This is a genomic window from Paraburkholderia sp. JPY419, from assembly GCF_050435705.1.
GTDB lineage: Bacteria > Pseudomonadota > Gammaproteobacteria > Burkholderiales > Burkholderiaceae > Paraburkholderia > Paraburkholderia youngii.
Window position 1 is genome coordinate 932,737 of record NZ_JBNDKV010000003.1, and the last position, 15,003, is coordinate 947,739.

At 58.2% G+C, this 15,003-nt stretch carries 14 protein-coding genes and 3 pseudogenes; 6 read left to right on the plus strand and 11 right to left on the minus strand.

All coding sequences use genetic code 11. The features are described 5' to 3' along the window. Positions 1–462 precede the first annotated feature (462 nt). The 5 genes from QFZ91_RS28065 to QFZ91_RS28085 all read left to right on the plus strand — a co-directional run bounded on the left by QFZ91_RS28065 (position 463) and on the right by QFZ91_RS28085 (position 4,726). Positions 463–1,305, plus strand: a complete 843-nt coding sequence (locus QFZ91_RS28065; protein WP_176370021.1) for a DUF2325 domain-containing protein — start codon at positions 463–465, stop codon at positions 1,303–1,305. A gap of 234 nt (positions 1,306–1,539) precedes the next feature. Then, positions 1,540–1,896 (plus strand): ATP-binding protein, encoded by a 357-nt coding sequence (locus QFZ91_RS28070; protein WP_429569094.1) that lies wholly within the window; start codon positions 1,540–1,542, stop codon positions 1,894–1,896. Positions 1,897–1,978: 82 nt separating this feature from the next. Beyond that, on the plus strand, positions 1,979–3,067 hold the full coding sequence (locus tag QFZ91_RS28075; protein ID WP_176370019.1) for a Dyp-type peroxidase: 1,089 nt from the start codon (positions 1,979–1,981) through the stop codon (positions 3,065–3,067). Beyond that, positions 3,060–3,860 (plus strand): family 1 encapsulin nanocompartment shell protein, encoded by an 801-nt coding sequence (locus QFZ91_RS28080; protein WP_176370018.1) that lies wholly within the window; start codon positions 3,060–3,062, stop codon positions 3,858–3,860. Before QFZ91_RS28075 ends, QFZ91_RS28080 begins: the two co-directional genes overlap by 8 nt. A gap of 227 nt (positions 3,861–4,087) precedes the next feature. Next, positions 4,088–4,726 carry an IS6 family transposase gene (locus tag QFZ91_RS28085; protein ID WP_429569095.1) on the plus strand — a complete coding sequence of 213 codons (639 nt, stop codon included), beginning with the start codon at positions 4,088–4,090 and terminating at the stop codon, positions 4,724–4,726. A gap of 577 nt (positions 4,727–5,303) precedes the next feature. On the opposite strand, the gene QFZ91_RS28090 is transcribed toward QFZ91_RS28085, so the two are convergent. Next, the gene (locus QFZ91_RS28090; RefSeq protein ID WP_429524225.1) at positions 5,304–5,579 is read right to left on the minus strand and encodes a hypothetical protein; all 276 of its coding nucleotides are present in this window, start codon (positions 5,577–5,579) and stop codon (positions 5,304–5,306) included. Beyond that, positions 5,578–6,349, minus strand: a pseudogene (locus tag QFZ91_RS28095) (IS3 family transposase); the annotation flags it as partial. The pseudogene QFZ91_RS28095 and the gene QFZ91_RS28090, both read right to left, overlap by 2 nt. 75 nt (positions 6,350–6,424) lie before the next feature. Between QFZ91_RS28095 and QFZ91_RS28100 the strand changes: the two are divergent. Then, positions 6,425–7,000: a hypothetical protein gene (locus QFZ91_RS28100; protein ID WP_429569096.1), complete on the plus strand. Its 576-nt coding sequence runs from the start codon at positions 6,425–6,427 to the stop codon at positions 6,998–7,000. A gap of 186 nt (positions 7,001–7,186) precedes the next feature. Here the strand turns inward: QFZ91_RS28100 and QFZ91_RS28105 are convergent. The 9 genes and pseudogenes from QFZ91_RS28105 to QFZ91_RS28145 form a co-directional block, all read right to left on the minus strand. Further along, a pseudogene (locus QFZ91_RS28105) lies at positions 7,187–7,321 on the minus strand (IS630 family transposase); the annotation flags it as partial. A 23-nt stretch (positions 7,322–7,344) separates the two neighbouring features. Next, positions 7,345–8,330, minus strand: a protein-coding gene (locus QFZ91_RS28110; protein ID WP_429568700.1) for an IS630 family transposase whose coding sequence is annotated in 2 segments (ribosomal slippage) — positions 7,345–7,871 and positions 7,871–8,330 — 987 coding nt in all. Because the reading frame shifts where the segments join, the coding sequence is not laid out codon by codon here. Positions 8,331–8,403: 73 nt separating this feature from the next. Further along, positions 8,404–9,360, minus strand: a pseudogene (locus QFZ91_RS28115) (IS630 family transposase); the annotation flags it as partial. Between the two features lie 83 nt (positions 9,361–9,443). Then, on the minus strand, positions 9,444–10,250 hold the full coding sequence (locus tag QFZ91_RS28120; protein WP_429569097.1) for an IS5 family transposase: 807 nt from the start codon (positions 10,248–10,250) through the stop codon (positions 9,444–9,446). A 92-nt stretch (positions 10,251–10,342) separates the two neighbouring features. After that, the gene (locus QFZ91_RS28125; protein ID WP_429569162.1) at positions 10,343–10,942 is read right to left on the minus strand and encodes an ATP-dependent nuclease; all 600 of its coding nucleotides are present in this window, start codon (positions 10,940–10,942) and stop codon (positions 10,343–10,345) included. Beyond that, positions 10,881–11,747, minus strand: coding sequence for an AAA family ATPase (locus QFZ91_RS28130; protein WP_429569098.1), 867 nt, complete (start codon positions 11,745–11,747; stop codon positions 10,881–10,883). The genes QFZ91_RS28125 and QFZ91_RS28130 overlap by 62 nt, the downstream gene beginning before the upstream one ends. 513 nt (positions 11,748–12,260) lie before the next feature. Beyond that, positions 12,261–12,920: a hypothetical protein gene (locus tag QFZ91_RS28135; RefSeq protein ID WP_176370189.1), complete on the minus strand. Its 660-nt coding sequence runs from the start codon at positions 12,918–12,920 to the stop codon at positions 12,261–12,263. A 12-nt stretch (positions 12,921–12,932) separates the two neighbouring features. After that, entirely contained in the window at positions 12,933–14,060 is a 1,128-nt protein-coding gene (locus QFZ91_RS28140; protein ID WP_429537861.1) for a methyltransferase, read from the minus strand. Positions 14,061–14,707: 647 nt separating this feature from the next. Continuing rightward, on the minus strand, positions 14,708–14,869 hold the full coding sequence (locus QFZ91_RS28145) for a transposase (protein WP_429524369.1): 162 nt from the start codon (positions 14,867–14,869) through the stop codon (positions 14,708–14,710). Between the last annotated feature and the right edge of the window lie 134 nt (positions 14,870–15,003).

Below are 15,003 nucleotides of genomic sequence, written 5' to 3' on the forward strand. Positions count from 1 at the left end.
GCGCGTCCAGCGGTCGGCTCCATGTTCTGGGTTCCCATTCGTATGGCGGGTGGCGAATCGACGGATAAAATAGCAGTATTGGACCGAGCGGCGATCCGAGAAGTGATGTGACCGAGCAGCCTGCGCAGTGCGCTGACGACGCGTGATCGCGTTGTTGAAAGCATATCTAAGAGAGGGGTAAAGGCGAACCAGCCTGGAAACTAGATGTGTATTTTCACAGCCCGAAGATCGGAAGTCTGCCGGAGCCCGCGCGAAACGCGCGATATATTTCTGAATTCACGCTGGGTCGGTGCCAACACACGGCGAAAGTCAGTCGAAAAGTGCTGCGCCGATGCAAGATCCCTGTTATCCACCACTAGAACTTCGGGTGCGGTTCTCGCTTTATCGCAAAATGCCGCCACGGCTGGCGATAATCCGCTGATCCGCGGCGCAATGAAAGCCCGTCACGAAACGGAGCTGCATATGAACCAATCCGCGTTCGACTGCTTACAAGCAGCCCCGGATTCCGTTAGCGGAGCAATTCCTACGGACACCACGCACCCGGTCGCGCCGGAAAGGGAGAGCTCCTCGCTGCGGGCGGAACTCTACCGACAGCGGAGCCGACTGCACGAGACTAGTTCCGAGCGCGATGCAGCGATACAGAAGCAACGGTTCGCTGCATGCCCGAACGAGCAACTGGCGACCGTCGAAGTGGAACTGCGAAGGGAAATCCTCATGTTGCGCGAAGCACTTACCAAAAGTGACGACCTGATCGCCCTTCATACGATTTATCGCGAAAGTGCGGAACAGCGCGCTGCGGCCGAGCGTGAAAGCACGCGCGCAATGCGGGTACGGCTGAATGAAATGGATGTGCTGAATAGAGCATTGCAAGCGGAAGCAAGTGCGATGGAGCGGGTTTTGGGGAATCCTGCGCACTACCCATCGGGTCGGCAGGCCGATCCGCTCGCTGCTTTGCAGGGCAAGCGCGTTCTATATGTCGGGGGGCGGCCCGAATCTCTCCCTGCGATGCGGTGGGTCGTGGAAGCCTCAGGCGGAACGATGGCGCGCGGCAGCGACGCTGTGGACAGTACCGGTTTGCTGGCCGACGCGTTGCTAGATGTCGACATGCTCATGTTCCCTGCCGACTGTATCGACGACGATACCGTGAAGATGTTCGAGTGCATCTGTGAGCGCAATCATATCGCTTGCTATCGACTTCGCACGGCAAGCCTCGCAAGTTTTGTGGAACTGATCGACCGGCTCAGTGCATTTGCGAAAACGGGTGCTGGTGTGTGCTCCGCGCGCTTTTGCCTGAGGCACGGCTAGGAAGCCCAACGGCAGGCCGTCGAGTTCGAAATGCTGCCGAAGGAGCGGCGCTGCGGACTGCACGTAGACAACTTCTCTATGAGTCAGCCCTGTCTTGCAGGCCTTTTTTCTGGCCACACCAAACGAAAGCCGAAGGTCATTGCGCCATAACAAAAGGAGATTGGCTATCACGTGACATCGTTGGACTGCATCTGCCCCGTCGGAATCCACTAGCAGGTAATCATTAATCTGCTGATGAACGCCATGCAAGCAATGTCAGGGCTTGAGAACGGACCTCGGCTGATCCGCATCTGTACAGAGGTGCTGGAGGGACGCGAGGTTCGGCTCAGCATTCAGGACAGCGGTCCCGGGATCGCTTTTGAAGACCGCGAACAGCTTTTCCGTCCGTTCTTCACGACCAGGGCGAACGATATGGGCATGGGTCTTTCCATTTGCCGTTCAATCGTGGAGGCTCACGGCGGGAACATCGGCGCCGACGTTGCGTCCGTAGTGGGGGCTGTCTTCCGCATCACGCTGCCGCTATATACCGGACCAGAGGAGAGTAGGGGTACGGCCGCGATGAAGGGCGCACTCAGTGGCCCCGCGCGATGAGGGGCTCTGGCAAAATTGCTGAAACGAGTCACAGGCGCACCGGTCGTCCGGTGTCTTCTTCCACTGAACAGTACATCAGAAAATGACACGATCCTCAGTACCGCCGTTTCCCCAAGCCGTCTTCTCGCCGGTCACGCGCAACGCAATTTTCATCGTCGCGACCATCAACGATGACGCCGCGAGCCGGGCCAACGTGCGCGCCTGGTGCGCCGATGTCGCGAATCTCACGCGCGCCATCGGCAAGCGTGTGCCATCAGGCAATCTCACATGCGTCGTTGGGTTCGGCTCGCACGCGTGGGACGCGCTTTTCGGTGCGCCTCGTCCGGCTGAACTCCACCCGTTCCGCGAATTCGGCGCCGGTGGGCGTGTAGCGATGGCGACACCGGGGGACCTGCTCCTGCACATTCGTGCCAACCACATGGACCTCTGCTTCGAACTCGCCACAGAATTGATGGCCCGCCTCGAAGGAGCGGCGACGACGGTGGATGAAGTCCATGGCTTTCGCAACTTCGATATGCGCGCAATGATCGGCTTCGTCGACGGCACGGAAAATCCGGTCGGTGAAGAGGCCGTGCATTTCACGGTGATCGGCGACACAGACCCGAACTTCGTGGGCGGCAGCTACGTGCTCGTGCAGAAGTACCTCCACGACATGAGACGCTGGGGTGCGCTGTCAGTAGAAGCGCAGGAGCACATCATCGGCCGCACGAAGCTCCGGGACATCGAGCTGAACGATTCGGTGAAGCCGAGCTGGTCGCATAGTTCCCTGACTACGCTCGAAGATGCCAACGGGGACGAGATCAAGATTCTCCGGGACAACATGCCGTTCGGCAGGCCCGGCTTTGGCGAATTCGGCACGTATTTCATCGGCTATGCACGCTCGCCGCAGCCCATCGAACAGATGCTGGAAAACATGTTTGTCGGCCGACCGGCTGGAAACTACGACCGCCTGCTCGACTTCAGCCGTGCCGTGACGGGCGGACTGTTCTTCGTGCCGTCCGAGCCTCTGCTCAAGGCGCTCGCCGAGCGCGACCCAGGAATCGCTCACACCATTACCGTCGCGTCTGCATCGTCCCGGGATATCCCAGACGCGCAGACAACCCAGAACATGCCGTCCGGCGATGGCTCGCTTGCCATCAGATCCCTCAAAGGAGCACCACGGTATGAATAATCTCCACCGCGAGCTGGCGCCCATTTCCAGCGCGGCCTGGTCGCAGATCGAAGATGAAGTCGCGCGCACGTTCAAGCGCCTGGTCGCGGGCCGCCGAGTCGTGGACGTTACGGGATCGGGCGGTGCCGATCTCGCAGGCGTCGGCACGGGGCATCAGAACGGCATCGAGGCGCCGCTGGAAGGAATTCGCGCGAGCCAACGCGAAGTTCAATCGCTCGTCGAGTTGCGCGTGCCTTTCGCGCTGTCGCGCAACGCTATCGACGACGTCGAACGCGGCGCTGAAGACTCCGACTGGCAGCCCGCTAAGGACGCGGCCACGCGGCTCGCGTTCGCGGAAGACCGCGCGATCTTCGACGGCTACCGGGCCGCGCAGATCACAGGCATCCGCGGAGCTGCGTCGAACCCGGTGCTGCTGCTGCCCACGGACGCCGCAGGCTATCCAGCCGTGATCGCGAAGGCGCTCGAAGAACTGCGCCTTCAAGGCGTGGACGGTCCGTATACGTTGGTGCTCGGCACGAACGCCTATACAACCGTAAGCGAGGCGAACGAGCAAGGCTATCCTGTGCTCGAGCATATTCGTCGATTCGTGAGCGGTGAGCTCATCTGGGCACCGGCCATCGCTGGGGGCTGTATTCTCAGCACACGCGGTGGCGATTTCGCGCTCCACCTTGGACAGGATGTGTCGATTGGATATCTGAGCCATGATGACCAAAGCGTGCATCTCTATTTGCAGGAGAGCTTCACGTTCCTGCTGCAGACGTCCGAGGCCTGCGTAACGGTTCGGTCGGAATAGACGAGTCAGAAATGGGGTGGGAGACGGCCGCAAAGGAACGGCGTCTGATGCGACCGCTTGATCCGTGTTGCTGGCGCTCTGCGACGCACTGCGTCTGGACGTAGGGTTCTGTTGCAATTAGGCAGTCGGCTATGATGTTCGTAACAAGACGAACGATTGAAAGCTGGATGAAGACGCTGAATCCGACCGTGGCCCGCGTGCTCAAACGCCTGCATTAACCGCTTGATGTGATCCTGACTTGCGTGCGCTGGTATGTGGCCTATCCGCTCAGTCTGCGAAACCTGGAAGAAATGATGGCGGAGCGAGGCATCTCAGTGGATCATTCAACCGTGCATCGTTGGGCCCTCAAGCTGCTGCCGGTGCTGGAAAAGACGTTTCGTAGCCGCAAACGCCCCGTCGGCAAGAGTTGGCGCGTCGATGAGACCTACATTAAGGTCAATGGCCAATGGAAATACCTGTATCGCGCCGTCGACAAGGCTGGCAACACCATCGACTTCCTGCTGCGGGCCCATCGAGATAAGACTGCGGCGCGGCGATATTTCGAAAAATCGATCGCCCTCAATGGCGAACCCGAGACGGTGACTATCGACAAAAGCGGCGCGAATCTGGCCGCACTTGACGCCATCAACGCCGAGCGCGAAACCCCGATCAGGATCCGGCAGAACAGAGACCTGAACAACCTCATGGAACAGGACCATCGGGCGATCAAACGGATCATCAGACCAATGATGGGCTTCAAGAATTTTCGGTGTGCGCGCATCATTCTCTCTGGTATTGAGGTGATGCATATGATTCGCAAGGGGCAGATGAAAAACGACGGCGATAACCGAACGGCAGCCGCCCAGTTCTACTCGCTGGCGACATAAGCAATCCTATCTATATGGGAACAGGCTCGGTCTGCCATCCTTATCGCGACAGAACCGCTTTGCAAGCGGGCACCAAAAAAACGAAGCAGTTTGCGTAAATGTAAAGCTCGGCCTCAAGCAGGCCGCTGCGCCCGCCGTATGGAATGCGGTCCGGTTTGATCGATAAGCCTTCCTACCTATATGAACTTTCTCAATCCGCTTACCTATTTGCACCTTTGCACCATGTATGGACGACTACCTGTTGTCAAGCAGTCCGGGTTCTCTGGCATCAGGTCGAGGTTGCAGCCATATATCCGGGCTCGGTTCGCAGCAGCTCGCTGCAGGCCCACGATGAATATCCGCGGGTAGGTACCCCATCAGAGCCACGGGCTTGATCGCCCTTGGTGCAAAGCGGGTTTGGCCCACCACGGTCCGACCGTTCTGTCATCGAATTGAAGTCTGCTCAGGCAACCGGTGGAAAGTGAACGTTGGTGTGATATTAAAGGCTGTATCTGTCAATCCGTCCCGCTGGATCATGTTATTTAGATACTTGTTCTGGTGGATCCTCACCGGGGCTTCACGCGCGGCGTTGATGGCATCAATCTGAGGTTCTGGCTCGTATTTCTTCCAGCGTATCCTCAAGAAGCTGCTGCGCTTCCTCGGCTGACTCCACGCCAAACATGACGGCCCCGAACGTGCCGTCGATGTGCATCATCAGCACGTGTGCCTTTGCGGTTTCGCCTTTCTTGAAACGGGTCACGAGTTTCCGGTAACGCTTCAGTGCCGTCCCTGAGGAAAACAGTGCTTCGTCCGGCTGCCAGTTATCGACATGACCACCCCACCAACGGGTATCGGCTTGGTCAATCAGCGCCACCAGCAACCTGACGGCTGAACAGGTCGAGTATGACCGTCAGGTACAGCCAGCCCTCGTCAGTCCAAAGGTATGTGATGTCCGTACTCCAGACCTGATCGGGGCCACCGGGCGAGAAGTCGCGTTGCAGCAGGTTCGGCGCGACCGGCAGGTTGTGGTTGCTGTCGGTGGTGGCTTTGAAGCGGCGTTTGGTCTTCGCCTTGACACCGTGCAGCTTCATGAGCCGCTGGACGCGATCCTTGCTGACGCGAACGCCCTGGGCAAGCAGCTTCTTCCACACACGAGGCCAGCCGTACTCTCCTTTCGATTGCGCGTGTACGGCCTTGATGTGCACCAGCAACGCGTCATTGCTGATGCGTCGGCGTGGACGGTCCGTATCGACGTCCCGGGCCTTGCAGGCGTGTAGCCACTGGGGCTGACGCCCAGTACCTGACACAGCAGCGATACCGGCCATTGTCGGCTGTGACTCTCGATCCACGCGTACTTCATGCCGACTCCTTCGCAAAATACGCGGTGACTTTTTCCAATATGTCGCGCTCCATCTTCACGCGTGCCAACTCCGCGCGCAGCCGGGCAATCTCCATCTGTTCAGGAGAAACCTGCTTGCCTGCGCCACTCAGCTTGCCCGCGGCATCGGCCTTAACCCAGTTGTGCAGCGTCTTCGGGCTGATGCCCAGTATTTTTGCCACCGCAGCCATGCTCTGGCCGCCGCGGACCATGCGCACGGCTTCTATCATGAATTCCAGCGTGTACCGTGCTCTCGGATTCCCCATCTTTCCTTCCTCCTTGCGTGAGTTTTACACACTCAGCAAGGGATCCATTTTTTGCGGGCAAGCTCAAATGTTGTCATGAAAACGCTGGCAGAGCATGGTTTTCTGTTGCTCGATGAAACCGCCAAGATCGACCAAAGTCTGATGTTCGAAGATACATCGAAAAGCATCTTCAAGCGTAACACTGGCGTCATGGGGCCGCAGTTGCACAGGCTCGAGACCCGCATTGCAAAGTTTCGTTATAGGGACGATCCCGAAGCTCTAGAAGACCTCAAGCCGATGATCGCATCGAAGAACATGGAAAATTTACCAATCGCTCATTTCAAGCTGAACGAGCGAGGCAGCGGCTTCGAGGACTGTTCAGGATTTGGCGATTCGTTTACCTGTGCCAACGCCGTTGCGTGTATTAACCATGCAAGGTTGATGAGCGGTGAAGAGCGCTTGTCAAAGGATGACGTGGTGGTGCTCATTGGATCCCTCAATGCGGTATATGATGACGCAAGCGGGTTTAGGCACACGCTTCACGAGATAGCGAGAGGGTGCTTTGCAGGCGCTGGATACACGATCGAAGAGGCTGACCGCTTCTATGAGGAAGTCTGCAAGAAAGCCGCCGAAGAGCATTACGGCGGTAAGAATATAGCAAGGCATCAGTGATGGGTGCGGCAAAAGTCTTGAACTGGGCTATGCCGCAATTCCGAGACTCTCCCGGTATTCGACCGGGCTCAGTCAGTGCATCTCGTTATACAGAAGTGTCGTACCCTTCGCTCAGGATCTGGATGATGATCACTGCGTCCATTACACGCTGCATGCCAATCCATAGTGCCTTGACGCCGGGTTAACCTAGTGTTCCGTCCCAGAAATAACCTTGCATAGCCGAGCCACTTTCTGAAGGATGGATTCGGCGGTTGCCGTCCAGACGAACGGACGGTTGTGCTGGTTGTACTGTGCAACATAGCGCTCAATGCTGGCAATTATTGAGAGTTACGTAATTCATGACATCACCAAAGCTCGGCTTGCTTCCAGCAGGCAACGATGATCGATTTGCGCTTCTGGCCGCTCTTGAGCTTGTTTCGAGCGGTGTGCTTCAGTTCGGCCAGGTTATCAGGGCAGAAGTTCGCCAATGCGTGCCGCTTGAGCCAGGCCCAAAGGTATTCGACTGGATTCAGGTCCGGGGCGTAGCCGGGCAGCAGCGCCATCTGGATTGCGCCATCCGTGCTGTCAAGGTACTCGCGCACGACGCGGCTCTTGTGCTGCGCTGCGCCGTCCCACACGATCATCAGCTTGCGCCTGAGTTGCGCGCGCAGCGCTTTGAGGAATTCGATGATTTGCGCGCTTCTGATCGCGCCGTCGTGCAGTCGGAACACGAAGTTGGTACGGGTAAGACCGGCGATGGCCGAAACGTGCTTCCAGTTGAAGTGGTACTGAATGATCGGCGTGCAGCCCTTGGGCGCCCAGGTGCGCACTCGTGTGGGGCGCTCCGAGAGGCCGGATTCGTCAATGAAGACGATCAGTCTTCCTTCGGCGGTACTCTTTTTTTGAGCGCGGGCCAGGTCTTGCGCTTCCCGGTCAGTACCGCGTCCTCGTTGCGCTCGATCGCCCGGCGCTCCGGCTTTTGCGAGCTGAACCCCAAGGCGCCCAGCAACCGCCACACATGTACCTCGCTGAAGGTAACGCCGTACAGTCGCTCGATGAGCACCCGTACGCGCTTGAGCGTCCACAGTTCGGTACCGAATCCGTGTGTCAACGGGCTCTGCAGCAGCGCTGCGCGCAGACCTTCGAGTTGGGCCGCATCCAGTTGCGCCGGCCGCCCCGTGGCCATCACGCGGAGCGCATCGATGCCACCTTCGTCGAGTCGGGCCTTCCATGTGTATGCAGTCTGCCGCGCCACTCCGACCATCTTTGCCGCTTCGGCGGGCGTCTTGCCCGCCAACATCAAGCGACCGGCACGCACCCGCTTGCGCGTAGCGTCGTCCATTTTGGCCATCAACCCCGTCTCCCTTCAACGTGATGACCGTATAACGCACCAGCAGAGAATCGGTTGTCGTGAATTTAGTAAATCTCAATAGCTGGCGTACATTTCTGAAGGAGCCGCGCCGGATAGCCTGCTGCGTGATCAGGCCAAACCAGCGCTCCACCTGATTGAGCCAGCTCGAATACGTCGGCGTGAAGTGCATGTGATAACGCGTGTGCTTCGCCAGCCACGCCTTGACCTTGGGATGCTTATGCGTAGCGTAGTTATCGACAATCAGATGCACGTCAAGATCCTCCGGAACCGCCTGATCAACATGCTTCAGAAAGGCCAGAAACTCCTGATGTCGATGACGCGACTTGCATTGCGCGATGACTTCGCCCGTCACCGCATTGAGCGCAGCAAACAAGGTTGTCGTGCCATGCCGGATATAGTCGTGCGTAACACCTTCGCGGTAGCCCAGACCCATCGGCAACACCGGTTGCGTTCGCTCGAGTGCCTGGCACTGGCTCTTCTCGTCGACACACCACACCAGGGCGTTGGTTGGTGGGCTCAGATACAGGCCGACAATATCGCGCACCTTCTCTACGAAGTACGGATCCGTAGAAAGCTTGAAGCTCTTCGAGCGATGAGGCTGCACGCCGAACAGCGACAGGTATCGGGCCACCGAGCTCTTCGAAATACCCGTTTGCGCGGCAGCAGAACGCACACTCCAGTGCGTTTTCCCGTCTGGCTTCTCATGCAGGACCTGCGCCAGCAACTCGGCCACCGCTTCGTCGTCATGCGCGCGCGGTCGCCCCGGGCGCGCTTCGTCATGCAGACCAGCAAGCCCCTGCGCGACAAAACGCTTTTTCCAGTGCGTGATCGCAGGGGACGTTACTTCACATTGAACCGCGATTTCCCGATTCGTATGACCGTCAGCTGCCATCAGCACAATCTTTGCCCGGCGCACCAGCGAATGAGGCAGCGACCGCGAGCGGCTCATCGACAGCAATTGCTCCCGCTCCAGTTCCGAGACCAACACCTCGATTCCCTTGCGCCCCATGATCGCCTCCACTCAACATCACTTGATCATAGAACACCACAATTCATTGCAAAGTGATTTCTGGAACGGAACACTAGACGGTGTTATGCACTTTTGGTGAGGGATGCAAAGTGAACAAGCATACGCACGGAAAACACGACAAAGTGCAAGCCAGCCAAGGTTTCGGGCAGTCGCTCGTAATCCCTGGCCAATCGGCGGAAGCGGTTGAGCCAGCCAAAGCTGCGCTCGACCACCCAGCGACGTGGCAACAGTACAAAGCCTTTTTTCGCCTCCGAGAGCTTGATGACCTGAAGCTCAATGCCCTCGTCGAGTGCCGCCTGCGCGGGCTCTTCGCCGGTGTACCCCTGATCCGCAAATGCTACCTTGACCGTCTGACCCGTGACCTGCTGGACCTGCCGCGCCAGTTCTCCAACCTGTGCGCGCTCCTGTTCGTTGGCCGGCGTCACATGCACTGCGAGCAGTTGCCACAAGGTATCAACCGCGATGTGCACCTTGCTGCCTTTCTTGCGTTTGTACCCGTCATAGCCTGCACGCGGTCCGCTCTCGCACGTCGATTGCAGCGTCCGGCCATCAAGGATCACTGCACTGGGCTGACCTCGCCGATCCTGCGCCACCCGGATGATCGAGCGCAGGTCATGGACCATGGCTTCGAAACAGCCCGCCTGAATCCAGCGTTGCGTCTGCTGATAGACCGTCTCCCACGGCGGAAAGTCATTGGGCAGCAGACGCCACGGCGCCCCCGCGCGGACAATCCAGCGCAAAGCGTTGAACATTTCGCGCAATTCGTATCTGCGTTGCGGTGCGTCTTTGCTCATCAAAGTCAGGTACGGAGCAGCGAAGTACCACTCTTCATCCGACACATCCGTTGGGTAGGGTCTGCGTTTTTTCATCCGGCCAGGATACCAGGTCTGGCCGAAAGTTCATAACACCGTCTAACGCCTTTGTGAACTGCCAGAACGAGCTGGGACACCGCGGGAACATCCTAGTCCACTGAACCAGATGAATTGCACCGGCTGCGTCGAGTTGAATCGGAATACTTCCATTTCAACGGGGTGGCCTGCTTGTTGTATTGGTGAATGTAGGAAACGCCATCCAGCCCCTTGCACCTCGTCTGCCGGACGCCGGCTTGCGCTCCAGGCACGTCCCGTCCGAGGAAGTAACGGATACTTTCGACTCCCGCTTCGTTTGCGACGTGTGACGAATGCGTAGAAACGACGAACTGGACCGGCCAGGGCGTCTTGTCATCTGTACTGTCCACCAGCAACTGGGCCGTTTTGGCGAGTTGCCGAATGAATACCTCCTGCATCTGGGGATGCAGACGCGCCTCGGGCTCCTCGATGAAAATGAGGTGGACGCCTTGGGCCGTCGTTTCGGCGCGAAAGGCTTTGTAGAACCCGGCCAGTTGCAGGAGGATGAAGATCAGATTGCGCGCGCCGAGGCCGTTGTACGATTCAGGCAACGCGACGCCGCTGTAGCCGGCGTAACGAACTTTCGTGAAATTGGACAATAGCTTTCGCACGTCAAGAAGGGGCTCGGTATGCAGTTCCTGATTGCCTAACCCAGGGTATCCAAAGCTCTTCAGGGCTGGGGATCAATCCCTTTAGCTGTCCAACGAAGTTCGTATCAATCTGCGATTGAATACCCTGGACGGCTTCGGTCAAGGCATCTGTGATCTGTTTGTCAGCCGCATCTGCCGAAGCGGATGATGCCGTTGCGAACAGAAGCTCGACCGTCTTTGCAAGGACATTCGACTCTCGTGACGTGACGTCATCCAGGCCACGCTGCGCGTTGATGAAACCCGTCTTGACCAGACCCTTCACTGCGCTCGGAAGGAGATGACGCTGGTTTCCAGCATCATTGGGGTCTTCCGCCCATATGCGTGTTGCATAGTTACCTGGTATCCGATCCCGTAACGTACGAAAGAACGTTAGTCGAGTTTCGGCGGACAATGGCGTTGTCGGCAGACCATCAAGAAGCGGGGAAAGCTGACCGTCTTTCAGCTCGTAGCGAACGACTACAAGCGCCTCGGTGCAGTCAGGGTCGAGGTCGATGACAAACGGACTCAGCGGTCCCAATTGCGGCTGATTCGGATCGTACTGGAAAGTCAGTCGCAGCTCGATGCACGGGATGAGAGCCCGGACAATATCGTCGTGTTCAGTGTTGCTCCGAGCCTCCCAGGTTCGACGAAAGTCCTCATAGCAGGCGCTTGAGAAGTCTTCAAGCTGAAACTGCGCGCTTCCGTCGGCGATTAGCCGTCGGATGACTTCAGAAAGCGACGTCTTGCCACTGTTGTTGCGGCCCACGACGACTGTAGTAAGATCTTCCAAAGCAAGTTCGACATCCGAGAGAAGTCGGAAGTTCTTTATCTGAACATGGTGCAGCTTCATTTATCCCCCGAATTGGCAATTGAAGCGTTGGTTTCGGCGCGAGGCGAAGCGCCCAATTCTCATATCCGGCGGCGCGCTTAACGCTCCGGTACAACGCTCCGGCACTGACACCCTGCCCACTCTCGCCGACCTGAGCGTGCCGCAGCTGGCGTCCACGAAGGGGGCGCGGCGGACCGCATTTGCGGGGAAGTGCCGCGCTATGAGTTTGCCCGCCTGATCCGGACAGGCCGAAGATGAGGAGCTCATGTCGCCTTGCGGGATCAAGCGAACGCTATCCGCAATGCTTTGGCGCAGGTTGAGAGCGGTGTTGTCGACGAATCGTCGTCTGGTCTGGACTTACCCGGATAGTCCCGCGTGACGTACCTCTCCAAATGCGCTGCCGGACCATGAAGACTCGTGGTCACCAAGGGTTCTTCTCTTTCGATTTCTTCTGCTGGGAATATAGTCGATACGCAGTGGCCAACAGGAAGGTTCAATGCACTCCTATCCAGGTTGATAGGTGCCCTGGGCGCGTCAACAGGCGCAGTCGAGCACAATCTCCGTCCTTCTTGTCGGTTGGCCACGCAAGCATCTCACCAAGCGGTCCGGCATGGTCCCATTCACCACGGAAGTCCTGACGTTCCAGCGGCGAATCATCCTGACGGCTTCGGCGTCGATTGATGTCGCATGCGTCAGTTGGCAAGCGCAGACTCGTTCGAGAAACATCGCGTCGGGAACGACATCGGGATCAGCACTATATATGCCGTCGGTATCGGTCGCGATGATCAGGTCGGCCCCCACCCACCCAGCGACGAACGCCGCAATCGTATCCGAAGTCATCCGGTCGATGTCGATAACGTCGTTGACCGGCAAATTCAGAAGCACGTCGGACGGCGCGAAGACCTGCGGAACAGTCCGTTGTTTCTTCAATTTCCGCAGTGAGCGAGAAATAGCGAATCCCCCAATCTCCGCCAGCAGGTAGGCATGCTGATCCATTGCAAGAACCGCCATGGAATAGGCCGTTTCATCGCTCAGCGCCAGTTTCTTCCGGTACGACCGTACCACGTCGACGAGTTCTCCTCCGCCGGCGATCAGGAGGACAGGGTGAGCGGCGGCGACCTCGCGAAGCGACGAGCATAGCTTCTCGACGTGGCCTGGAATGAGACTGCCTCCGATCTTGATTAATGTCGCCATACCGGCCTTTTCTCAGATGTACCAGAATCCCGGTCGATCGGGCTGCGATACGTCGACAAGGTCGAATTGCCCGTTGCCCAGCACCACGTGCAGAAAAAACGTGCAGAGATGGTTGCACTTCTGACTCGCCAGCATCTTCCGGAGCGCATCCCTGACGAGTGACTCTCCCTTTCCGGACGCGCGTATCATGCTACCGGCCACGAGGTCGAAGTACCCGTCTCCCGACGTGAGCCGCTTGTGGGACAACGCACTGAACCGGATCGCCATATCCGATTCCTTCGCGATGCTATCCAGTCGGCCGGCAATCACTGGCGTGCGCCCATCGCTGAGCGTCATTCCGATGATCTGGGCGACGCCGCCGTCACGTAACGCGTGCGGCAACCCTTCCAGGATGCGTCCGATGACGCGAAACCCATCCGGGCCAGCGTATCCGACCCGCGGTGCCGGCAGTGCGTCCGGATACGGCAACAGCGGAGGATTCGCGACGATCGTGTGGAACCGCCGCCCTTCGACAGGCTGATAAAGGTCGCCGTGAAAAACGTCGAGGCGATCGGCAACGCGATTCAGGCGCGCATTGATCCGCGCCAGCCGGGCCGCCGTCGCATCGATCTCTACGGCCGCTACGCTTCTCGCGAATCGCGCGCAGTGCACCGCGTGTAAACCCGGACCCGTGCACAAATCCAGACAATCCCCGCCGCTGCGCGGCAGCATGCGCGCCAATAACGCGACGGAATCTTCACCGAAGTAAAACGCAGGATTGGGACCGGGACGCTCGCAAATCAACCAGTTGCCCCAGACGGGCAAAATCACGAGCCCCGGCGTCGCGATCCGGTTCTCGGCGAGCGCGACAATCAGTCCTATGTCCATCAACGCCGGAATCAACGCCTGAAGGGAAGCGGGAATTGCATTCGCTTCCACCGATTCGTTCATCAGGAACAAATCGACAACTGACTTCAGTGAAACGGGTATGGATTCCCGGTAGGCCCGCCAGGCATTCGGCCTCGGTATGAGCGGATCGAAATTCGCAACAAATTCTCCATATCCCGATCTGGCCAGCCAATCCGCAAGCAATCCCGTGTCGAAGACATCCTCACCCCTCCTGCGGCATTCCAAACCGACGCCCTGAAAATCATGTTCCATCGCGCCTGCCTTTGTTTGCGTTTTGTGCACCACACTCGTCCGGATGGTCACTCGGCCATGCCAGCGACTGCCGCTCGATTTCCATGATAGTTATGTTGGCGCGATCCGTCACTTGAAAACCGACAACTGAAAGCACGATTCAAATCGATCGATATACTGCCGCAAGACATATCGCAGTCGTCACTCCGACGCGTTGCGTGATCCGGACAACCTCCGGGATCTGTAACTTTCCTGGAAGCTGTCCTCAAGGTGGTCTCAGTCGCCCGAGCATCAGTCTGATGCAGGAAATCCAGACGGAATGCTTCGGCGGACCTGACGGAGACCTCTTAGTCCTTCGAAAGCCTTCGCGAATGATTCATCCACAGGGGCGTCAAGTTATCCGGATTGGGTATGCGAAGCGGCGGGTGCAATTAAAAATCATCGCGTAGTGATGCGGCGCAGCGGCATGCCATCGACATACCCGGCTCCCATTGCGCGTACGACTCCGTGGAAAAATTAGCAGCCCTAGGGTCGACGATGGCTCATCCAGTAGAAGGATCGCTTAACGATCCACCTCTTCGGCAATATGACGAGACGAGGCGATGCGTTGAATTACGTTCCACTACCGTATGCAGCCAGCCCAACATTGTATGCGTCCAGTCGATCAGCTAGCCGCCATCGGCAAACAGAGTCTGCAGCGAGCCGAAAGCGGCGAACAGGCGCAGCAGCAAAGCCTTGGCGCTCACCCGGTCGCGGATGCCCGCGGCATTGACCACCACGGGCAGCAACAAGCCCATCGGGTCTACCGCAATGTGCCGCTTGCGACCCAGAACTTCTTGTACGCGTCGAAGCCGCGCTGCCCACTTTTGCCGTTTTCTTCACCGACTGCCAATCGGTGATCGCCACGCTCGGCGTGGGCTGCCGGCCGACGCGCACGCGCAGTTGCCCCGCTGATCAAATACAG